The following is a 21,354-nucleotide window of genomic DNA, read 5'->3' on the forward strand; positions in this document are numbered from 1 at the left end:
GGCCTCCCAGTGGTTCCGGTGGCACTATGCCATCGTGGCCGGGCGGTTGCACGAAACCGTCGTGCCCGCCGGCGTGGCGTCGCGCAGCCGAAAGGTCGCCCGGCCGCGGCCATCGATCAGCTGATGCATCTGCAGCCAGTGCCAGGCATCGACGCTGTCGTCGGCCAGCCAGGCGGCGGTCGAGCCGAGGCGGAAGCTGTAGCCCCAGGCATCCATGTCCGCCATCAGCGACTCGCGGCCGACCCCCGGAAGCTGATCCGCCAGCAGGATCTGCAGCAGGCAGACCGCCGCCTCCTCGGGATCGTCGCCGCCCGCATCGGTGTGCACGGTGCTGCGTCGGGTGGCGTCCATGCAGATCAGGTGGCAGGCCTCGTGCAGCGCGGAATGCACTGGCGTGTCGGGGCGCAGGTGCAATGTGCTGCCGACGATGCCGGCCTCGGGTTCGCCCCAGTAACTGCCCGGAAGCGGGGCCGCGGGCGGATGCACCGCGATTCCGATCCCGTAACGCCCGAGGAGTTCGCGCAGCGCGGCGACATGCAACGGGTGACAGTACTGCATGAACGATCCGCCCGGTTCAGGATCCGGAATACTCCTGGGGAGTCATCGCCCGGATCGTCAGCGCATGCACGGCGCCACTGGCGATCTCGTCGCGTACGGTGGCGTACACGGTCTGGTGTTTCTTCACCGCGCTCATGCCGTCGAACACCGGGCTGACGACGACGGCCTCGAACTTGCCCTCGCCCCCGGTGACCTCGACCTTCTCGGCTTCAGGGAGGCGGGAGCGGATCAGTTCCGCAACTTCACTGGACTGCATCGGGTTTCTCCGCTAAGCGTTTTGCCAACGCGCGCATCATAGCCAAATCGGCCGGCGGTCACAGGTGGGCGCACGCGATGTCGGGTCACCTCCGGCGCGGGCGTGTCAGGGGAACCGTCAGCGGCCAGCGAGGCCCAACCAGGCAGTCTTCATCCAGAGGGAGTGATCCGATGATCTTCAAGCAACTGTTCGAATCCGAGTCGTCCACCTATACCTACCTGCTCAGCTGCCAGGAGACCGGCACCACCGCGCTGATCGACCCGGTGATCGAAACCGTCGACCGCGATCTCGAGTTGCTGCAGCAACTCGGCCTGCGGCTCGATTACGCGATCGAGACGCACATCCACGCAGATCACATCACCGGTGGCCGGATGCTGCGCGAGCGCACCGGCTGCAAGCTCGCCGGACCGGCGCTGGACGGCCTGCCGTGCCGGGACGTCGGCCTGCGCGAAGGCGAGCCGATGCGGATCGGTAACCTGGTGCTGAATCCGCTGTTCACGCCCGGGCACACCGACACGCACCATGCTTACCTGTTCGATCATGGCGGCCTGCCGATGCTGTTTTCCGGCGATGCGCTGCTGATCGAGGCCTGCGGGCGTACCGACTTCCAGTCCGGCGATGCCACGGCGCTCTACCAGTCGATCCACGAGAAGTTCTTCACCCTGCCGGACGAGACGCTGGTCTACCCGGCGCACGACTACGAGGAACGCCAGATCACCACCATCGGCCAGGAGAAGCTGCGCAACCCGCGTCTCGGCAAGGGCAGGACGCTGGAGGAATTCGTACGCATCATGAACGAGATGGACCTGCCGTACCCGAAGAAGATCGATTGGGCGCTGCCAGGCAACGAGGGCTGCGGGAGTTGCCCGGACAACCTGCCGCCGGAAAAGGAGCGCCTCTGCGAGGTCGATCGGCAGGGTTGATCCGGGCCGGCGCGCCGCGCGGATTGATATACTCGTCACGGCGGGTACCGCTCCCCGGTTCCCGCCCGCCGCGCCCACAGGAAGACCGGCATGTCCGACGTCGCTGCACTGAAACCGTTCCCAGGCCGGCCTGTAGCGGCGCGACTGCTGGCCAGACCCTGCATGCCTTCAGTGCTGGCCCAGGAGCGGGTGGGCGTGCTCGAGACCTCGCGTCTGGTCCTGCATGAGTGGGTGAAGCGCCTGGTCGGTTCCGGGCGACGGGTCTGACAGCCGTGGCCCGGTGCCGGTTGTTGCAGGCACTGACGCTGGTTGCGGGCGTGTTGGCAGCGCCGGGTCTGAACGCTGCGGATGTCGCACGAGGGCTCCAGATCGAGATCGATATCGGCCGCGCGGTGCACGAGGCGATGGACGCCGAGAACCTGCGCGCGCGGGTGTTCTGGGTGCAGCGACAGCCGCGTTTCGAGCTGGCCGCCGATGCCCTGAGTCTTCCGCAGCCAGTGGGCCGGGTCACGGAGCTGCGCCTCGAGTGTCCGGCGGTCGAGCTGAGCGACCGCCGCCTCGCCTGCCGCGACGGGCGACTCAGTGCCCGGGCGCCGGGGGCGACGCTGGCCGCGGCCGCGCTGGAGTTCCATTGGGACCGGGTGGCCGGCGAAGTCGGCTTCGCGATGCCCTGGCCCGGGTTGTTCGGGGGGCGGGGCCGTATCCAGGGTGTCGCGGATCCAACCGGCGTGAATGTCGACTTCGAGCTCGGCGATCTCGATCTTCCAGGCCTCGCAAGCTCGCCGCTGGTGCCGGTTCCGACGCTGCCGGTCACGATGGCCGAGGGAACGCTGGCGTTGTCGGGCAGCCTCGATACTCGCGAGGGCCGGCAGGCATTGCGCACGGAACTGCGCGTTGCCGATCTCGAGTTCAGCGACGCACAGGGGCTCCGTGCCGGCGAAGGGATCGCGGTTGCGGGCCGGTTTGCGCATCGCGCCGGAGGCTTCGATATTCAGCTCGGGTTCACCGAGGGTGCGGTATTCGTCGATCCGTGGTTTCTGGATTTCTCCGAAGAGGGCCCGGTGGCAATGTCGGTGTCGAGGCTACAGCAGACCGGGGCGGCAAGCTGGCAGGCGGCGGATGCGTCGCTGCAACTGGGGGGGCATGCCGCCGCGCAGGCGCAGGCGCTGCGCTACTCGGGCACGCGCCTGGATCAAGGCGAGATCCGTTGGCAGGCCCCCCGAATGGACAAACTGGGCGAGCTGCTGCTGGCCCCGATGCTGGCGGGAACGGTGCTTGGGGACAGCCGCTACCAGGGTTCGGGCGAGGGCCGGCTGTCGATTGCCGGAGGGCGGCTGCGCGCGGCGTCGGCAAGCTGGCACCGGCTGGGTCTGGAGGACATGCGCGGGCGCTTCGGCCTGGATGCGTTTTCGGGGCAGGCAGACTGGCGCGACGACGGGCCCGGGCAGGCCGTTCTCGAGTTCGAGCAGGGGGGGCATGTGTACGGAATCCCGCTGGGCGCGTTTGCGGCGGAACTCGACCTCGAGCCGCGCGGTTTCCAGGTGCGGCAACCGGTGGCGATCCCGACGCTCGACGGCGCGCTCGGCATCGATTTCCTGCGGGTACGCGCGCGTCCCGAGGGCCCCGAGGTCGAGTTCGAGGGCGGCATCCGCGCATTGAATCTCGAGGCCGCGACCCGCAGTCTCGGTTGGCCGCCGCTGTCCGGCAAGCTCGCCGGGGTGATTCCGCGAGTCACGTACGACCTGGACGGATTGCGGGTCGATGGCCGCCTGCTGGTGCAGGTGTTCGATGGCGATATCGTGTTGCGCGACCTGCGCATCCGCGACCTGTTCGGACGTGCCCCCACGCTCGAGGTGGCTGCCGACATCCACAGGATCGAGTTGAGGCGGCTGACCGAGGCATTCGATTTCGGGCGCGTGGAAGGCCGCGTGTCCGGCGAGGTCGAGGATCTGCTGCTGGTCGGCTGGCAGCCCGAACGGATGCGGATTGCGATCGCGACTGTGGACGAGGCGCCCGGGCGGCGCCGGATCAGTCAGCGTGCGGTACAGAACCTGACCGAACTCGGCGGTGGCCTGCAGGGGGCGATCTCGGCCGTATTCCTGCAGTTCTTCGAGGATTTCGGGTATCGCCGTATCGGCTTTGCCTGTGATCTGGAAGGCCGCGTCTGCCGGATGTCGGGAGTGGCCGACCGCGCCGATGGTTCGTTCGTGCTGGTCGAGGGCGGGGGGCTCCCGCGGATCGACGTGGTGGGCCACAACCGGCGGGTCGACTGGCCCGAACTGATCCACCGCCTGAACGCTGTTCGAGACGGTCCGGGTCCTGTTGTACAGTAACGATGCGTTTCATCGGATTTCGCGGCTTGCAGCCGTTGCCTCGAGGAGCAGAAAAATGAAGGCCATGCGGCACCTGGCGGTACTTTCCCTGATGGCGCTGTTGACCAGCGCCTGTGTCACGATCCATATCTATTTTCCGGCGGCTGCCGCGGAGGAGGCCGCCCGCGTGATTGTCCGCGAGGTGCTCCAGACCCCCGACGAGGTGCCGGATTCCGAACCGCAGGGTGCTGTGGAGCCCACCAGCCGTTGGGGTGCGCCTGGCATGGCGCTGCTCGCGATGGCGCTGGAACGCGCGGTGGCGCCCGCCGCGGCGCAGCAGGCTCCGGACTTGCGAATCGAGACGCCGGCGACCGACCGCATCCGCGCGTCGATGCGCGCCCGCAATGCCGATCTGGCGCCGCATCTGCGCAGCGGGGCGGTGGGGTTCGGCAACGACGGCCTGGTCGCGATCCGGGATCTTTCCGCGGTGCCGCTGCGGGACCGGGGGCAGGTGCAAAGGCTGGTGAACGAGGAGAACGCCGATCGCGCCGCGTTGTACCGGGAAATCGCACGCGCCAACGACCGGCCTGACTGGGAGCCCAAGGTGCGCGAAACGTTCGCGCGGGTTTGGGTCGAGGAGGCACCCTCGGGATACTGGTACCAGGATGCGCGCGGGAACTGGCAGCAGAAATGAGTCCTGAGCGGGGTGCTGCCGCGTCCTTGGCCGAGTGGCGCGGGAAGGCGGACTACCTGCTGAATCGGGCGGACCTGGCAGCGCTACCCCGCATGCAGGCGCTGCTCGTCGGGATTCTGCGCGGCCTGGGCGGGATCATCCGCGAGGCGACCGAGGGACAGCTCACGCTGCGCGCGATGAGCCTGGTCTACACGACGCTGTTGTCGGTGGTGCCGCTGCTCGCGCTGTCGTTCTCGGTGCTGAAAGCGTTCGGAGCCCACAACGCGGTGGAGCCGCTGATGCTCGGCCTGTTGGAACCGCTGGGCGAGCAGGGTGTGGAGATCACCGACAACGTGCTGTCGTTCGTGGACAACATGCGCGTCGGAGTGCTGGGGTTCATCGGACTGATCTTCCTCGTCTATACCGTGATCGCGCTGGTGCAGAAGATCGAACTGGCGTTCAACAGCATCTGGCACATCGAGGGCACGCGCAGCCTCAGCCAGCGTTTCAGCAATTACCTGTCGGTGATCATGATCGGCCCGCTGCTGGTCGTGTCGGCACTGGGGGTGACCGCGACCGTGATGTCGTCGACGCTGATGCAACGCGTCACCGCGGTCGAGCCCATCGGGAGCCTGTTCGCGGTCGCGTCGAATCTGTTGCCGTTCGCGTTGATCGTGGCCGCGTTCACGTTCATCTATGTATTCGTTCCCAATACCCGGGTACGCCTGGTTCCGGCGATCATCGGTGCGGTAATCGCCGGCGTGCTGTGGCAGGCGGCCGGATGGGGGTTCGCGGCACTGGTCGCCGGGTCGACCCGCTATGACGCGATCTACTCGGGCTTCGCGATCATGATCATGCTGCTGATCTGGCTCTATCTCGCGTGGCTGATCCTGCTGATCGGATCCAATATCGCGTTCTACATCCAGCACCCCGAGTATATGCGCGTGCGCGGAGCCGGCATGCAGGTTTCCGGGGCGATGCGTGAGCGTCTGGGGTTGCACCTGATGGCCCAGGTGGGCGCTCGTTTCCTGTCCGGCGAAAAGGCCCCGTCGCTGGACGAAATCGCCTACCGGCTGCAGGTGCCGAGCCGAGCGCTCGTGGGCGCGGCGAGTGCGCTGACCCGGGCCGGCCTGCTGGTCGTGACCGGCGACGACGACCCGCGGTATCTCCCGGGGCGGGATCTTGCGGAGATCCAGGTGAACCAGATCCTGACCGCATTGCGGGAGGGGGAGGACGTTGCGCGCTATCAGCGCTTGGCGGGGATTCCCGCGGTCGAGGACGCGGTGGCGCGCGTGGAACGGTCCCGTGCACAGGCGCTGGAGTCGGCCACGCTGAGGGATTTGTTGACGCAGCAGACGGACGCGGTGGCGGCCCGTTCCGCGGGATGACCCGTCAGCGGCGGGACTGATACAGGAAATAGATCCCCGCGACCACGAACAGCGCCCCGATCACCAGGGCGCCGACGCCGCCCATGCTTTGCCCTTCGCTGACCGTCAGCCGGCTCAGGAAGATTTCGCCCTGATACAGCGCGTATCCGCCGATGCCGACCAGCACCAGGCCGACGATCACCAGGCCTTCATCGATCCGCCGGCGCTTCATCGGGCGGCGCTCGCGGCGGGGGGTGCACCCCGGATTCTCCGGCATGCGCGGACCGGGCAGGTCTCGCGCACCCCGGAAGGGGATTCGGTATCGCGACTGGAGTCAATCGGCACAGAGATAGTCCCTCGTGATCGGTACGGTCTGGCGATCCTTCGACAATTGTACCTGGAATACGACCTGGTCCCAGTGCCGGAAGGTGCCCTCGCAGGAGGACAGGTAGAACTCCCACATGCGGCAGAAGCGCTCGTCGAAATGTTCTGCGGCCTCCTCGCGGATCTCCTGGAACCGGCGGAACCATTCGGCCAGCGTCTCCGCATAATGCAGGCGCCAGACCTCGACGTCGGTGATCATCAGCCGGGTCGGCTCGCTGGCCGCGGACAGCTCCGAGAGCGCAGGGGTATAGCCTCCGGGGAAGATATACCGGCGCAGCCATGCATTCGTGGTTCCCGGCGGGTTGGTGCGGCCGATGGTGTGCAGCAGCATCACGCCGTCATCGACGAGCAGGTCATCGACCTGGCGAAAGAAGGCCTGGTAATAGGGTTGACCGACATGTTCGAACATGCCGACCGACACAATGCGGTCGTAGCGCCCCTGGTGTTCCCGATAGTCCCGAAGGTAAAAATCGACCTGGTCGTCCAGATTGCGTCGGCTGCACTCGTCGCTTGCCACCCGCAGCTGCTCGCGTGACAACGTCAGCCCGTCGACGCGCACACCGTGATGCTCGGCCAGATGCAGCGCCAGTCCGCCCCAGCCGCTGCCAATGTCCAGCACGCGCATTCCCGGTTGCAGGCACAGCTTGCGCGCAATGATCCGGCATTTGGCCTCTTGTGCCTGCTCCAGGGTCATGTCCGGCCGTTCGAAATAGGCACAGGAATAGAACATCCCGCGATCGAGGAAACGCCGGAACAGCCATTCGTCCAGGTCGTAGTGGTGCGCCACGTTCCGGTACGCCCGGCGGATCCGGTTTCCCTGCTGCAGCAGCTTGCGCAGGATTCCGAGCGGGTGGCGCGACGGATGCGCGAACATCGCGGCAAAGTTCCGCATCGCGACGTCCAGCACTGCCCGCAGGCCCTGCTCGCCCGGGTCCCAGCCGCCCTCCATGTAGGTCTGGCCAAACTCGAAGCCGGGATCGTAAGCAATCCGGCGCATCACCGCGGCGTCGTGCAGGCGAATGCTGGCATGCGGGGTTCCCGAACCGAATTCGCGGCGGGAGCCGTCGGGCAGTTCGAGTTCCAGTGTTCCGTCGCGGACGTATTCTTCGAGCAGGCCGAGCAGGGTCATGTCTCGATCCGTGGCAAACGGTGGTTCCTAGCGCCCAGTATTCCGAAAGATGACTTTCAGATAAAGGCCGGTTCGCGCGTCACGGGGTCTCCAGCAGCCCGTGACGCTCGAACAGCCGGAGCAGACTGTCCAGGTTCGCACGCAATCCGGGGAGAATCCGCTCGGGCGGCTCGCCGGCCAGCGCCCGGGCCCAGTCCGCGCCGGTGAGCGCCTCTGCCAGCAGCGTGTCCACGACCTGCCGGGCGTCCCGACTTCCGTCGAGCAACCCGGTCATTCGGCTGGACACTGGATCGAGCTCCAGCGCCTGGTGGCGCGGGGTGGGGATCAGCGTCTCGCCCTGTTTCGCCAGCATGCGTGCGAGCCGGGACGCGCAGGGGCCTGTCGTTGCGGCCGGTGGCTCTCGCCGCCAGCACTCCGGCGCGGTCCAGGTGACCTGCAGGCCATTGGAAGCGAACAGGTTGAACAGCACCGGCGCGAGGCTCGCGGGGACTCCGTCGGCGGCCCTCGCCCTGTGTTTCGCGGACAGGGTGGCTACGGCCTTCGGCCACGCTTCGGCCAGCGTCAGGGCGCGGGGATACGCCGCGGCCAGAATGCCGAGTACCGCGCGCGCCAGCCGGTCGTCGACCTGAAACTCGTGTCCGGCGCCGTTGCGGAACCGGCGCCCGTCCCGCGCAGGGACCAGATCCGCATACAGCGGCAGTGACAGCAGGCCGTCGAGGTCGATCTCGCGGTTCAACGGGTCGGCGGTCCGGCACAGCAGGGACTGGCGGAACGGGCGCAGACGCAGGAAATCCGCGTACTGCTGTTCGCAGACGAGGTCGTCGCAACGGGAGAGCGCCTGCTCCGCCGCCGACCCGAGGGTCGACGGGAACAGGGTATGCAGCTGGCTGTCCGCCAGGTATTGCAGCCCATGCCGAGATGCTGCGTCCACGAAATCGCTGAACAGCAGGGGATCATTCCGGTCCTCGAGATATTCGTGATAGAGGTAACTGTCGCGCGCAGTTCGCAGGTATTGCAGTTCCTGCTGCAGCCAGTCGTGGCCGGCGGGCACCTGCTCCAGCGGAGTGGCGAGAAATTCCAGCAATTCCCGCGCCCCGGAAAGCCGCTCCCGCGGCGATTCGCGCCCGCGCAGGTGGTGGAGAAACATATCGCGGAGCATCTCGCGCTGCCGACCCCCGGGCAGCGTGTTGTAGCTGATGTAGGCGATGCCCCCGGGCGCCAGCCGTGACCCGCAGATCGCCAGAATGTGTTCGCGCACGTGTTCGGGAACCCAGGAAAACACGCCGTGCGCGACGATGTAGTCGAAGGGCTCGCCTGCCACCGGGAAGTCCAGGATGTCGCGGTGTTCGATGGCGAGGTTGGCCAAGCCCATCGCCTCGCCCAGGGCCTTGCCGCGCAAGGCCTGTTCCCGTGAAAGCTCGATCCCGAGACAGTGGGTTCCAGGCAGGAACCAGGCCACTGGCAGCAGGTTCCCACCGGCCGCACAGCCCAGTTCCAGCACGCGTGCGTGCCGGGGGTCGGGCGCTTTCAGACCGAACAGGTGGCCGATCGCGGCGAGCCGGTCGGGGTGGGTTTCCGTGATCGGGAAGCTCGCGTAGGGGATCTCGTCGTAGCCGGGGAGAGTTTCGGGCATGCCTGCGTCCAGTTCGCTGTGAAGCCCGAGTCTCGAACAAAAGCGCCGGTCGGACAATGCCGGCTTCCGCGCCGACTCCGTGTCGGCCGTGGAGTCGGTGCACCAATTCGATGCGCAGCTTGGGGGCGTTCGCACCCGCTTGGGGCGCCAGCCTGTTACATCGTGGCAACAACTGTTGTAACGACCCGATTCGGCTACGTCGAGTTCTTGGCACGCCTCGTGCAGGGAGGTCGTCTGTCGATCAACGACACGTCAACACCGTTGACTTGGTGATTCCACAGACCGTACCGATCAGGAGAACCCGATATGAAGAAGTTCACTCGTTCCGCCGTTTCGACCGCCGCGATCGCCGCGATGTCCACCGGCGGCCTGGCACTGAGTTCCACCGCTTCGGCCGAACTTTCCGCGAACATTGGCGTCGTGTCCAACTACCTGTTCCGGGGCGTGACCCAGACCGACGATTCGGCAGCCATTCAGGGCGGCATCGACTTCGAGCACGACTCCGGATTCTACGCCGGCACCTGGGCGTCCAATGTCGATTTCGGCGACGATACCGGCTACGAACTCGATCTGTATCTCGGGTTCGCGGGCGAGCTCGCCAACGGCATCGGTTACGATGTCGGCTATGTGTACTATGCTTATCCCGATTCGAGCGAGAGCATCGACTTCGGCGAGATCTACGGTGAAGTCAGTTTCGATATGCTCAAGGCGGGGTTGGCGTACACCGTCAATAGCGACAACGACGATGACCTGTTCGACACCGGAGACCTCTACTACTACATCGGTGCGGACATTCCGCTGCCCGAAGACTTCGCGCTGGGCCTGACGCTGGGCTACTACGATTTCGACATCGATGGCAAGGACGGCGTGAAGGCCAGCTACGGGCATTTCGCGGCCAGCCTGGTGAAGGACGCGGCGAGCTACGGAGAGTTCTCGTTCAATCTGGAATACGCGGATATCGGCGAGATGGATGCCCTTGGAAGCTCGAACTCCGATGACCTGAAGGTCTGGGTCGGCTGGTCCAAGACGTTCTGACGCGCCATCTTTCGGTAAGCAGGGCCCGGGTTCCGCGAACCCGGGCCCTTTTGCGTTTTCGCTTTCCCCTGCGATCGCGCGTCGTGGCAGCGTTGGCTATGCTCGATATGCGGCGCCGTATCCAGTGTCGATGGCCGGCGGGCTATATGCGCACCGGCTGGACGGATGACGGGAGTCGCTGACGCGCGGATCAGCGCGGGCTGTGCGGGAGGCGACAGCATGTGCAGGCAGGCAGGGTGACAGAGCGCGGCCGTCCGGCGGGGGGCGGGATCGATGTCCGCAAGAGCGACGGGCAGCGGGAAGCGTATTCGCGGGAAAAGCTCCGCAGGTCGCTGCGCAGGGCGGGTGCCGGCAAGGCGATGGCGGAGGAGATCATCGCAGACCTCGAACCGCAGCTGCGCGACGGCATCACCACCGGAAAGCTGTACCGCATGGCGCGCAAGGCGCTGCAGCGCCGATCACGCCGCAGCGCGATCACCTATAGCTTGAAGCGGGCGCTGCTCGACCTCGGGCCAAGCGGGTTTCCGTTCGAGCAGTTCTGCGGCCGCCTGTTCGAGGCGATGGGGTACCAGGTGCACTACAACCGGTTCGTTCAGGGCCGATGCGTGCAGCACGAAATCGACATCATTGCCGAGCGCAATGGCACCCGCCTGTTCGCCGAGTGCAAGTTCCACAACCGCGCGACGCATCGCAACGACGTGAAACTGCCGCTGTACCTGCGCGCGCGTTCGCTGGATCTGATGTCCGGCGACGCTGGCGCGCACGATGCGTTCTGGGTGCTGAGCAATACCACCTACAGTGAGGACGCGCTCGCCTACGCCGATTGCGAGGGCCTGATTCTCGCCGGGCACAACACCGATCACTATCCGTTGACGCGCGGTCTGATCAACCAACACGGGCTGCATCCGCTCACCTGCCTGAACAGCCTGAAGGTGGCGCAGAAGCGCAGTCTGATCGAGAGTGGGGCGGTGCTCTGCCGCGATCTGCTGGACCAGCCGCGCCTGCTCGAGCCACTGCGGCTCGAAGCGCGCCAGCGCGAGCGGGTGCGCGGGGAATGTCGGGACATCCTCGATCGCGGCAAGGCCCGCAGGGAGTCCGCATGAAACTCGCAAGCTTCGGCGGTGCGGCCGGTGTCACCGGCTCCAAGCACCTGCTCGAGTCGGCTGGACAGCGTCTGCTGGTCGACTGCGGGATGTTCCAGGGCGAGAAGGCGGGCCGGTTGCGCAACTGGGAGCCGCCGCCGTTCGACCCGCGCACGATCGACGCGGTGCTGCTGACGCACGGCCATCTGGACCACTGCGGCTATCTTCCGCGGCTGGTGCGGGCCGGCTTCCGCGGGCCGGTATACACCACCCGGCCTGGACGCGAGGTCGCGCGCGTGATCCTGATGGATTCCGCGCGCCTGCAGGAGGAGGACGCCGACGCGGCGAACCGCGACGGGTGGTCCCGCCACCGGCCTGCGCTGCCACTGTACGACAGTGCCGATGTCGAGCGCGCGCTGCACCAGTTCCGGAGTGTGGCATACGGCCGGGCGATCCGCATCGGGTCCGTGCAGGCGACGTTCCACTATGCCGGCCACATCCTCGGCGCTGCGGGTGTCGAAGTGGACGACGGGCGGCAGCGGGTCTGGTTTTCCGGCGACCTTGGCCGCCCGGACGATCCGGTGATGTATCCGCCGCGGCCCCCCACGGCGGTCGACGCGGTCGTAATGGAATCCACCTATGGCGATCGCCGGCACCCTGCAGCCGACCCGCTGGATACCCTCGCCAGCCTGCTCGAGCGGGTGATCGAACGCCGCTCGGTGCTGCTGGTCCCGTCGTTCGCGCTCGGTCGCGCGCAGACGTTGATCGTGCTGATCGATCGCCTGCTGCGGCGCCGGCCCGAACTCGAGTTGCCCATTTATCTCAGCAGCCCGATGGCCGCCGAGGTTTCCGAACTCTACCGCAACTACCCGGACGAGCATCGGCTGACCTCGGCTGATCTGGATACCGCATTCGGCCGGGTGCGCATCGTCGAGCACGCGCAGCGGGCCAGGCGTCTGGACAAGCGCGAGGGGCCGATCATGATCATTGCCGGCAGCGGCATGCTGACCGGGGGGCGTATCCTCGGCCACTTGCTGGCGCACGGCGGCGAACCGGACAACCACGTGCTGTTGACGGGCTACCAGGCTCCGGGGACGCGGGGCCGGGCATTGCTCGACGGCGAGCGCGAACTCAAGATGCACGGCCGGCATATGCGGGTGCGGGCCCAGGTCGACGTGCTCGAAGGGCTCAGCGCCCACGCCGATTGCGACGAGTTGCAGCAGTGGCTCGCGGCGGCGGCGTCCGTGCCGAGACAGGTCTGGCTGGTGCACGGAGAAGCCGCGGCCCGGGCTGCGCTGGCGGAAGCATTGCGGCGCGACCGTGGGCCGGAAGGCGGCGTCGATGAGCTCCCGGAAGGCGTGAGCGTCGATCTGGTCCCGGAGCGCGGGGGCGCTCCGTAACGACGGCGCCTCCGGGCCGCGACCGGGCGGGTGGCGGTCGCTTGTGGTGGTTGTCTCCCGGGCGTTGGGGAAACGTCCCAGCAGTGCCGGGTACTAGAGCGTCCGTGAGAAGCGCCGTTCGCCCGCGGTGTCGAGGTAGCGGTCGAAGGTCATGCAGACGTTGCGGATCATCAGCCGGCCGACCGGCAGCACCTGGATGCGGTTGCCGTCGACACGGACCAGCCCGTCGTCGATGAACGGCGCCAGGTGTTCGAGTTCGGTGCTGAAGTAGTCGGCGAAGGGGATGCCGAAGCGTTCGCCGATTGCGTCGCCGTCGAGTTCGAAGTGGCAGATCAGCTCGGTGATTACCGCCCGGCGAAGCTTGTCGTCGTCGTTGACCACCAGGCCGCGCTCGATCGGCAGGCGGCCCTCGGCCAGCATCAAGCGATAGGTCTCGAGATCCTTCACGTTCTGGCTGAAGCTGTCGCCGACCTGGCTGATCGCGGACACGCCCATCGCCACCAGGTCGCATTCGGCGTGCGTGGCATAGCCCTGGAAATTTCGGTACAGGCTGCCCTCGCGCTGCGCGATGGCAAGCGGGTCTTCCGGCTTCGCAAAATGGTCCATGCCGATCAGCACGTAGCCCGCCGAGGTCAGCCGTTCGATGGTGGCCTCGAGGATCGAAAGCTTCACTGCGGGCGCAGGGAGGTCATCTGCGTTGATTCGCCGTTGCGGCATGAACCGTGTCGGCAGGTGAGCGTAGTTGAACACCGACAGCCGGTCCGGGCTTGCGTCGATCACGCGGTCCAGCGTGCGCAGGAAACTGTCGACGGTCTGGAACGGCAGGCCGTAGATCAGGTCGACACTGACGCCATGGAAGCCTTCGGCGCGGGCGGCCTGCAACACCGCGAGCGTCTGTGCCTCGGACTGGATGCGGTTCACGGCCTGCTGTACGGTCGGATCGAAATCCTGTACGCCGAGGCTCATCCGGTTGAAGCCGAGTTCCCGCAGCACTGCGACCGTGCCGGCGTCGGCCTCGCGCGGATCGATCTCGATCGAGTACTCGCCGGTGTCGTCTGTCTTCAGTGCGAAATGCCGTCCGGTCCGGGCCATCAGTTCGCGCATCTGGTCGGGACTCAGGAAGGTGGGCGTGCCGCCGCCCCAATGCAGTTGTTCGACCGGCCGGCCGGGTTCGAACAGGGCGGCCTGCAGCGCCATTTCCCGGTAGACATCGTCCAGGTAGGGGACCGCCTTGGCCCGGACCTTGGTGACCACCTTGTTGCAGGCGCAGTAGTAGCAGACGGTGTCGCAGAACGGAATGTGGAAATACAGCGACAGCGGGCCGCCGCGGGCGTTGCTGATCGTGGCCTGGCGGCGGTACTCGGATTCGTCGAAGCCGTCGTGGAACTGCACTGCGGTCGGGTAGGAGGTATAGCGCGGTCCCGCCTTGTCGTAACGGCGGATCAGGTCGGCGTCGAAGATCGGGTTCGCTTGCATGGTCAGCATCCGGTCGGTTCGGGGGCCTGGCTGTCACCCGATACGCACGCAGACGGGCAGCGCGCGTTGAAGGGTCGGCGCAGCCCGACGTCCAGCAGGGCGCGGGCTGCGCCGGTGCCGTCAGGTACTGGGTTGCAGCACGACCTCGTGGGCATGGAGCTCGCCGAGCCGGCCCCGCAGTCGCCAGGCACCATTCTCGGGCTCCAGATGCAGGTGCCAGAGGGCCGCCGGAAGCGGGTTGACATCCGCATAATGCATCCCGCGCCCCGCGTCGTAGGCGAGTGTGAGTTTCCGGTCGAGGTGATTGCGGGTCGGGTGAACGAACGTCAGTTGCAAGCCCTCGTTCGGGACCGTCACATCGCTGTTCAGGTACAGCCACACTCGCTCGCCCTCGATCAGGACCGCGGCCGAGAGTCCGAGGCTGCGGGCGAATTCGGCACGCTCGAGCGAATAATTGATGCCGCGTCCCTCCTGGTAGTAATCGTCCACCACCAGTCCGTCCGGATCGTAGGTGGCCGCAGTCACCAGCAGCCCCCCGATCAGAATGCCGACGAATGGCGGTGTGACCACAAACCAGAGCCAGAAATGCTTGTACCAGGGTTCCTGATCTTCGCGGGGATAACGCATGTCCTTGTTCCTGATTCGTCAGCGAACCGGGCCGACGAAGCGGCTCGATCGCTCGTTGCTCAACTCGGGCCGATCGACGACCTGCGCGCGGAACATCAGTTCCGAACTGGCACGGTCCAGCGCCGCGGGATCGGCCCGTACGCTCGCCGGGAACTCGATCACTCGTCCCGGGGGCACCTCAACGAAGCTGCCTTCTTCCCATGCGAGTTCGGCACCTTCGACGCCCGAGACGTCGATTACGAAATGGCGTGTCTCGGTGCTGCGATTGGTCAGCTTCAGGGTGTAGACGTTTTCGATCTGACCGCCCGGCAGATCCCTGTATAGCACGTTCCGGTCGCGGATCACATCGATGCCGACCGGGTTGCGCGCCCCCACTCCATACACGAAACCGGCCAGCAACACCAGCAGGAGCATCCCGTAGAGGATCACGCGCGGGCGCAGGAGCTTCGTGGGCTTGCCCCCCATCGCGTTCTCGGTGGTGTAGCGGATCAGCCCCTTCGGGTAGTTCATTTTCTCCATCACCTCGTCACAGACATCGACGCAGGCCGAGCAGCCGATGCACTGGTACTGCAGCCCGTCTCGGATATCGATGCCGGTCGGGCAAACCTGGACGCACAGGGTGCATTCGATGCAATCGCCCAGTCCCTTCGCCTTGTGATCCACCCCCTTCCTGCGTGGCCCGCGCGGTTCGCCACGTTCCTCGTCGTAGGAGATGATCAGCGTATCCTTGTCGAACATCGCGCTCTGGAAGCGCGCGTACGGGCACATGTAGATGCAGACCTGTTCGCGCATGAAACCCGCGTTGCCCCAGGTCGCGAAGCCGTAGAACAGGATCCAGAACGTCTCCCAGCCGCCGGTGTTCAGCGTGAAGAAACGCGGGATCAGGTCGGCAATCGGCACGAAATAGCCGACAAAGGTCAGACCGGTGAATAGCGCGAACACGGCCCAGGCCGTGTGCTTGCCGGTCTTGCGCAGGATCTTCTCGCGGTTCCACGGGGCCTTGTCCAGCTTCATCTGCTTCGCCCGGTCGCCCTCGAACCAGCGCTCCATGCGCAGGAAGGCTTCGGTCCAGACCGTCTGCGGGCAGGCGTAGCCACACCAGAGGCGCCCGGCGAGTGCGGTGAAGAAGAACAGCGACAGCGCCGCGATCACCAGCAGCACGGCGAGCAGAAAGAAATCCTGCGGCCAGAAGGTCAGTCCGAATACGTGGAACTTGCGCTCGGGCAGATCGAACAGAACCGCCTGCCGGCCCTCCCACTGCACCCAGGGCAATCCATAGTAGATGCCGAGGAGTACGAGCAGCGCGGTGACGCGAAGCCGTGCGAACAGGCCGTGGACCTGGCGCGGATAGATTTTCTGGTGCTTCGCGTAGAGTTCGCCTTCCAGACCCTCGGGGGGAGTCGTCGAGGCCTTGCGTTTCCGGCGGGTGTCGTTCTCAGACATGGCGTCGTTCGTGTCCAGTGTGGTCCGGGAGGGGGTAACGCGGGCTACGAAAAGAAAACGGGCGGGCTACAAATCCATTGTAGCCCGCCCGTCGCTTGCGGACGACCGTCAGTCGCGGTCGAGGCTGTACACGTAGGCGGACAGCACGTGCACCCGATCCTCGCCGAGCAGATCGACGAACCCTGGCATCTCGCCCTTGCGGCCTGCGGCGATGCTGGTCTTGATGGCTTCCAGCGAGCCGCCGAAGGTCCATGCGTCCTGCGTGAGGTCCGGCGCACCCAGCGCGGTCATGCCGGTGCCGTCGGCGCCGTGGCATGCCATGCAGTAGCTGTTGTAGTGCGCTTCACCCGCGCTGGCGAGGCTGGCGTCGGCATCGGGCCGGCCCGAGAGTTGCAGCACGTAATGGGCCGTCTGCTCGATGGCCTCGGAGTCCATGAACGCGCCATGGGCTGGCATCTCGCCGCGGCGGGTATTCGCATCGCCGTCGTAGTTGATCCCGTGCAGGATGGTCGTCTTGATGTCGTCCGGGCTGCCGCCCCACTGCCAGACACCGTTGGCGAGGTCCGGGAACCCGTGGGCCCCGCGCGCATCGGAACCGTGACAGATCGCGCAGTAGTTCAGGTACAGGCGGCGGCCAGTGGTCAGGGCCTCAAAGTCGCGGGAGAGCGCAGTGATTTCGCGATCGGCCATTGCCGCGAAGATCGGCTGGTAGCGTTCTTCGGCACGTTGCATCTCGCGCTGGTACTGGCTGTCCTCGACGTTCAGCATGTTGCCCGAGTGCCAGCCCAGCAGCCCCGCGAAGCGGCCAAGCCCCGGGTACAGGATCAGGTAGATCACCGCAAACACGATGCTGATCCAGAACAGGTACAGCCACCAGCGCGGCAGCGGGTTGTTGTATTCGGACAGGCCGTCCCAGGTATGGCCCATTTCCTCGCCCTGCGCCACTTCGCCGGGGCGCTTCTTGGCCGTCCAGAGGATCAGCCAGGCCATGCCCAGGATGTTGGCGACGGTGAGCCCCACAACCCACCAGTGCCAGAAGGTACTCATGTCGTGTTCGTTCATTTCTTGTCTCCTTCGTGCGACCGCTTCGGGGCCGGGTGGTTGTCGTCATCGGCAAACGGAAGATTGGCGGCTTCTTCGAAACGCTCTTTGTTCCGCCTGCTGAAGGCCCACCAGATGATCCCCGCGAAGAGGATCATCAGCAGGACCGTCATCAGGCCGTGGATCCATCCAAAGCTCATCCGCTATCTCCAGTGCGCGAGGACGGTGCCCAGACCCTGCAGATACGCGATCATCGCGTCCATCTCGGTCTTGCCGCGGACCTCGTCGGCGGCCGCTTCGATCTGCTCATCGGTGTAGGGGACACCGAGACGTTGCAGCGCACGCATCTTGCGGGGGGTCACATCCGCGTTGATCTCGCGATCTTCGAGGAAGGCGTAGGCCGGCATGTTCGACTCCGGCACCACCGCGCGCGGGTCGATCAGGTGCAGGCGGTGCCACTCGTCGCTGTAGCGGCCGCCAACCCGGGCGAGATCCGGGCCGGTGCGCTTGGAGCCCCACTGGAAGTTGTGATCCCAGACGAACTCCCCGGCCACCGAGTAATGGCCGTAGCGCTCGGTCTCCGCGCGGAACGGACGGATCATCTGCGAGTGGCAGGTGTAACAGCCCTCGCGGATGTAGATATCGCGCCCCTCCAGTTCCAGCGCGGATCGCGGTTCCATCCCCTCGATCGGCTGCGTGGTGCTGTTCAGGTAGAACAGCGGCACGATCTGCACCAGGCCTGCGATGCTGATCACGATGATGATCAGCACGATCATCAGGCCGATGTTTTTCTCGACGACTTCATGACTCATGGTGTGTTCTCCCCCTGATCAATGTGCAGTCTGCGGCACGGTGTGCACGACCGGCTTGGTTCCGGAGATGGTCTTCCAGACGTTCCAGATCATGAAGAACATGCCGACGAAGAAGATCGCGCCGCCCAGGAACCGCAGGAAGTAGTACGGATACATCTGCACCAGAGTCTCGACGAAGTTGTACGTCAGCGTTCCGTCGGGGTTCACCGCCCGCCACATCAGGCCCTGCATCACGCCCGAGATCCACATCGAGACGATGTACATCACGGTGCCGATGGTCGAAAGCCAGAAATGCCACTCGATCGCCTTGATCGAGTACATGCGCTCCTTGCCGAACAGCACCGGGATCAGCGCGTACAGCGAGCCGATCGAGATCATCGCCACCCAGCCGAGCGCACCCCCGTGCACGTGGCCGATGGTCCAGTCGGTGTAATGCGACAGCGCGTTCACGGTCTTGATCGACATCATCGGGCCCTCGAACGTGGCCAGACCGTAGAACGACAGCGCGACGATCAGGAAGCGCAGAATCGGATCCGTGCGCAGTTTGTGCCAGGCCCCGGACAGGGTCATGATCCCGTTGATCATGCCGCCCCAGGACGGCGCCAGCAGCATCAGCGAGAACACCATGCCGAGGGACTGCACCCAGTCAGGCAGCGCGGTGTAGTGCAGGTGGTGGGGGCCGGCCCACATGTACAGCGAGATCAGCGCCCAGAAGTGCACGATCGACAGCCGGTAGGAGAAGATCGGGCGTCCAGCCTGTTTGGGAACGAAATAGTACATCATCCCCAGGAACGCCGCGGTCAGGAAGAAGCCGACCGCATTGTGCCCGTACCACCACTGGATCATCGCGTCCATCGTTCCGGGGTAGAGCGAGTAGGACTTGAACGGCGTCACCGGGATCGCCATGTTGTTGACGATGTGCAGCATCGCGATGGTGATGATGTAGGCGCCGAAGAACCAGTTCGCGACGTAGATGTGCTTGGCCTTGCGCTTGATGATCGTGCCGAAGAACACGATCGCGTAGGCGACCCAGACCACCGCGATCAGGATCGCGATCGGCCACTCGAGTTCGGCATATTCCTTGCCCATGGTCATGCCGAGTGGCAGCGTGATCGCGGCCAGCACGATGACGAGCTGCCAGCCCCAGAAGGTGAAGCCCACCAGCGCCCCCCCGAACAGCCGTGTCTGGCAGGTCCGCTGGACGATGTAGTACGAGGTGGCGAACAGCGCGGAGCCGCCGAAGGCGAAGATCACCGCGTTGGTGTGCAGCGGGCGCAGACGCCCGAAGCTGAGCCACTCGTGGACGTTGAGCTGCGGCCAGACCAGCTGCGCCGCAATGATTACCCCGACCAGCATTCCGACCACACCCCATACGATGGTCATGATCGCGAACTGCCGGACGACCTTGTAGTTGTAGGTCTCCTGTGTCGCTTCCGCCTTGTGGGTACCTGCGCCTGCCTTGTGAGTATCTGCGGTTGTTTCCATGGATTTCCCCCATCGGTGACAAAACCAGCCCGACCGGGGCCGCCACCCCGCTCGCGCTGCTCTGCGGAGTGTAGGCGAAGAAACGCGGTTTGGGTTGATCCAGGTCAACACTTTTCATCCGCGCGGGCGTTTTCGCGGGAACCAACAGGCCCGTGGAACGGTCGATATCCCGAATGGGTTATACCCATCGTTGCAGGCAGGCGGCCGGGAGGGGGTGTCGCCCGCGTGCTTGCGCCGTGCTCCCCGTGTCCCCATCGAGTCGCCGTGTGGCGCTCGCCGGGTGCTGTTGCCCCCCGGCCGGGTGCAGTATCCTCGGCGCGCCGGTTCCACGCGGCCCAATCGGGCATCAGAACCCGAAGGACTGCGCCGTGCCCCCCACCGAACGAGGAGACGCAACGATGAAATTCGAGACGCAGGCGATCCACGCCGGTTTCAGTCCGGATCCGACCACCCGGGCGGTAGCCGTGCCGATCTACCAGACGACGTCCTACGCCTTCGACGACACCCAGCACGGCGCGGATCTGTTCGACCTGAAGGTGCCCGGCAACATCTACACCCGGATCATGAACCCGACCACCGACGTGCTCGAGCAGCGCGTCGCGGCACTCGAAGGCGGCGTCGGAGCGCTCGCATTCGCGTCGGGGATGGCTGCGATCACTGCCTCGCTGATGACCCTGGCCGAGGCCGGCCACAACGTGGTGACGACCAGCACGCTGTACGGCGGTACCTATAACCTGTTCGCGCACACGCTGCCGCGCTACGGTATCGAGGTGCGGTTTGCGCCTCCCGGCGATATCGACGCGATGCGTGGACTGATCGACCAGGACACGCGGGCGGTGTTCTGCGAATCGATCGGCAACCCGGCCGGCAACGTGGCCGACCTCGCGGCGCTCGCGGACCTGGCGCACGGGCACGGGATCCCGCTGATCGTCGACAACACCGTGCCTTCCCCGTACCTCTGCCGACCGTTCGAGCACGGAGCCGATGTCGTCGTGCATTCGCTGACCAAGTACATGGGCGGGCATGGCACCACCATCGGCGGAGTGCTGGTCGATTCGGGGCGCTTCCCCTGGGCGGATCACGCCGAGCGCTTTCCGGGTCTGACCCAGCCGGATCCGTCGTATCACGGCGTGACCTACACCGAGGCGTTCGGCCCGGCGGCCTACATCGGCCGCGCGCGGGTGGTGCCGCTGCGCAACATGGGCGCCGCGATTTCGCCGTTCAACAGCTTCCAGGTGCTGCAGGGGATCGAGACGCTGGCGTTGCGGATGGACCGTCACTGCGAGAACGCGCTGGCAGTGGCCCAGTTCCTCGACCGGCATGCCGCCGTGAGCTGGGTGGCCTATGCGGGGCTGCCCGACCATCCCGACCACCCGCTGGCGCGACGCTACATGGGCGGCCGCGCCGCGGGCATTCTCAGTTTCGGAATCCGCAGCCCGCACGGAGGCAGGGCGGCAGGTGCGAAGTTCATCGATGCATTGCAGCTGGTGACGCGGCTGGTGAACATCGGCGACGCCAAGAGCCTGGCCTGCCATCCGGCGACGACCACGCACCGGCAGCTCTCGGCGCAGGAGCTGGAACGGGCGGGGGTCCGCGAAGACATGGTGCGTCTGTCGGTCGGCATCGAACATGTCGACGACATCCTGGGCGACCTGGAACAGGCGCTCGCAGCCGCGGTCTGATCCGAAGGTCGGGTTCGTACGCGCCCGGACGCCGCG

Annotated in this window: 21 protein-coding genes; 9 read left to right on the plus strand and 12 right to left on the minus strand. The window is 65.9% G+C overall.

The window, feature by feature from the left end:
* Positions 1–24 precede the first annotated feature (24 nt).
* A complete protein-coding gene (locus tag THITH_RS06135) occupies positions 25–558 on the minus strand; it encodes a hypothetical protein (RefSeq protein ID WP_006748609.1) in 534 nt (177 codons plus the stop codon).
* Positions 559–574: 16 nt separating this feature from the next.
* Complete coding sequence (locus tag THITH_RS06140) at positions 575–814, minus strand: BolA family protein (protein ID WP_006748610.1); 240 nt, start codon at positions 812–814, stop codon at positions 575–577.
* A gap of 170 nt (positions 815–984) precedes the next feature.
* Between THITH_RS06140 and THITH_RS06145 the strand changes: the two genes are divergently transcribed.
* The 5 genes from THITH_RS06145 to THITH_RS06160 all read left to right on the plus strand — a co-directional run bounded on the left by THITH_RS06145 (position 985) and on the right by THITH_RS06160 (position 6,110).
* Positions 985–1,737 (plus strand): MBL fold metallo-hydrolase, encoded by a 753-nt coding sequence (locus THITH_RS06145; RefSeq protein WP_006748611.1) that lies wholly within the window; start codon positions 985–987, stop codon positions 1,735–1,737.
* A 90-nt stretch (positions 1,738–1,827) separates the two neighbouring features.
* Complete coding sequence (locus tag THITH_RS18485; protein WP_006748612.1) at positions 1,828–2,004, plus strand: hypothetical protein; 177 nt, start codon at positions 1,828–1,830, stop codon at positions 2,002–2,004.
* A 23-nt stretch (positions 2,005–2,027) separates the two neighbouring features.
* Entirely contained in the window at positions 2,028–4,070 is a 2,043-nt protein-coding gene (locus THITH_RS06150) for a hypothetical protein (RefSeq protein ID WP_232222262.1), read from the plus strand.
* A 55-nt stretch (positions 4,071–4,125) separates the two neighbouring features.
* Positions 4,126–4,743 carry a YdbL family protein gene (locus THITH_RS06155; protein WP_006748614.1) on the plus strand — a complete coding sequence of 206 codons (618 nt, stop codon included), beginning with the start codon at positions 4,126–4,128 and terminating at the stop codon, positions 4,741–4,743.
* Positions 4,740–6,110: a YhjD/YihY/BrkB family envelope integrity protein gene (locus tag THITH_RS06160; RefSeq protein ID WP_006748615.1), complete on the plus strand. Its 1,371-nt coding sequence runs from the start codon at positions 4,740–4,742 to the stop codon at positions 6,108–6,110. The genes THITH_RS06155 and THITH_RS06160 overlap by 4 nt, the downstream gene beginning before the upstream one ends.
* Before the next feature lie 4 nt (positions 6,111–6,114).
* Here the strand turns inward: THITH_RS06160 and THITH_RS06165 are convergent, their stop codons facing one another.
* The 3 genes from THITH_RS06165 to THITH_RS06175 form a co-directional block, all read right to left on the minus strand.
* On the minus strand, positions 6,115–6,321 hold the full coding sequence (locus tag THITH_RS06165; protein ID WP_006748616.1) for a hypothetical protein: 207 nt from the start codon (positions 6,319–6,321) through the stop codon (positions 6,115–6,117).
* A 102-nt stretch (positions 6,322–6,423) separates the two neighbouring features.
* Positions 6,424–7,602 (minus strand): SAM-dependent methyltransferase, encoded by a 1,179-nt coding sequence (locus THITH_RS06170; RefSeq protein ID WP_006748617.1) that lies wholly within the window; start codon positions 7,600–7,602, stop codon positions 6,424–6,426.
* A gap of 79 nt (positions 7,603–7,681) precedes the next feature.
* Positions 7,682–9,235 carry a methyltransferase regulatory domain-containing protein gene (locus tag THITH_RS06175; RefSeq protein ID WP_006748618.1) on the minus strand — a complete coding sequence of 518 codons (1,554 nt, stop codon included), beginning with the start codon at positions 9,233–9,235 and terminating at the stop codon, positions 7,682–7,684.
* 306 nt (positions 9,236–9,541) lie between these two features.
* Here THITH_RS06175 and THITH_RS06180 point away from each other — a divergent pair, with 306 nt between their 5' ends.
* The 3 genes from THITH_RS06180 to THITH_RS06190 all read left to right on the plus strand — a co-directional run bounded on the left by THITH_RS06180 (position 9,542) and on the right by THITH_RS06190 (position 12,752).
* Positions 9,542–10,270, plus strand: a complete 729-nt coding sequence (locus THITH_RS06180) for a TorF family putative porin (protein ID WP_006748619.1) — start codon at positions 9,542–9,544, stop codon at positions 10,268–10,270.
* Between the two features lie 236 nt (positions 10,271–10,506).
* The gene (locus THITH_RS06185) at positions 10,507–11,373 is read left to right on the plus strand and encodes an ATP cone domain-containing protein (protein ID WP_041483630.1); all 867 of its coding nucleotides are present in this window, start codon (positions 10,507–10,509) and stop codon (positions 11,371–11,373) included.
* Complete coding sequence (locus tag THITH_RS06190) at positions 11,370–12,752, plus strand: MBL fold metallo-hydrolase (RefSeq protein ID WP_006748621.1); 1,383 nt, start codon at positions 11,370–11,372, stop codon at positions 12,750–12,752. Before THITH_RS06185 ends, THITH_RS06190 begins: the two co-directional genes overlap by 4 nt.
* A gap of 93 nt (positions 12,753–12,845) precedes the next feature.
* On the opposite strand, the gene hemN is transcribed toward THITH_RS06190, so the two are convergent.
* The 7 genes from hemN to ccoN all read right to left on the minus strand — a co-directional run bounded on the left by hemN (position 12,846) and on the right by ccoN (position 19,636).
* Positions 12,846–14,228 carry an oxygen-independent coproporphyrinogen III oxidase gene (gene hemN / locus THITH_RS06195; protein ID WP_006748622.1) on the minus strand — a complete coding sequence of 461 codons (1,383 nt, stop codon included), beginning with the start codon at positions 14,226–14,228 and terminating at the stop codon, positions 12,846–12,848.
* Between the two features lie 120 nt (positions 14,229–14,348).
* On the minus strand, positions 14,349–14,855 hold the full coding sequence (locus THITH_RS06200; protein WP_006748623.1) for a FixH family protein: 507 nt from the start codon (positions 14,853–14,855) through the stop codon (positions 14,349–14,351).
* Between the two features lie 18 nt (positions 14,856–14,873).
* Positions 14,874–16,298 carry a cytochrome c oxidase accessory protein CcoG gene (ccoG, locus tag THITH_RS06205; RefSeq protein ID WP_006748624.1) on the minus strand — a complete coding sequence of 475 codons (1,425 nt, stop codon included), beginning with the start codon at positions 16,296–16,298 and terminating at the stop codon, positions 14,874–14,876.
* A gap of 108 nt (positions 16,299–16,406) precedes the next feature.
* On the minus strand, positions 16,407–17,360 hold the full coding sequence (gene ccoP / locus THITH_RS06210; RefSeq protein ID WP_006748625.1) for a cytochrome-c oxidase, cbb3-type subunit III: 954 nt from the start codon (positions 17,358–17,360) through the stop codon (positions 16,407–16,409).
* Positions 17,357–17,512 carry a cbb3-type cytochrome oxidase subunit 3 gene (locus THITH_RS06215; RefSeq protein WP_332254753.1) on the minus strand — a complete coding sequence of 52 codons (156 nt, stop codon included), beginning with the start codon at positions 17,510–17,512 and terminating at the stop codon, positions 17,357–17,359. The genes ccoP and THITH_RS06215 overlap by 4 nt, the downstream gene beginning before the upstream one ends.
* 30 nt (positions 17,513–17,542) lie before the next feature.
* Positions 17,543–18,151 carry a cytochrome-c oxidase, cbb3-type subunit II gene (gene ccoO / locus THITH_RS06220; protein ID WP_006748627.1) on the minus strand — a complete coding sequence of 203 codons (609 nt, stop codon included), beginning with the start codon at positions 18,149–18,151 and terminating at the stop codon, positions 17,543–17,545.
* Positions 18,152–18,169: 18 nt separating this feature from the next.
* Positions 18,170–19,636 (minus strand): cytochrome-c oxidase, cbb3-type subunit I, encoded by a 1,467-nt coding sequence (gene ccoN, locus THITH_RS06225; RefSeq protein WP_006748628.1) that lies wholly within the window; start codon positions 19,634–19,636, stop codon positions 18,170–18,172.
* 398 nt (positions 19,637–20,034) lie between these two features.
* Here ccoN and THITH_RS06230 point away from each other — a divergent pair, with 398 nt between their 5' ends.
* Positions 20,035–21,318, plus strand: a complete 1,284-nt coding sequence (locus tag THITH_RS06230) for an O-acetylhomoserine aminocarboxypropyltransferase/cysteine synthase family protein (protein ID WP_006748629.1) — start codon at positions 20,035–20,037, stop codon at positions 21,316–21,318.
* Positions 21,319–21,354: the final 36 nt, after the last annotated feature.

The organism is Thioalkalivibrio paradoxus ARh 1, from assembly GCF_000227685.2.
Lineage (GTDB): Bacteria > Pseudomonadota > Gammaproteobacteria > Ectothiorhodospirales > Ectothiorhodospiraceae > Thioalkalivibrio > Thioalkalivibrio paradoxus.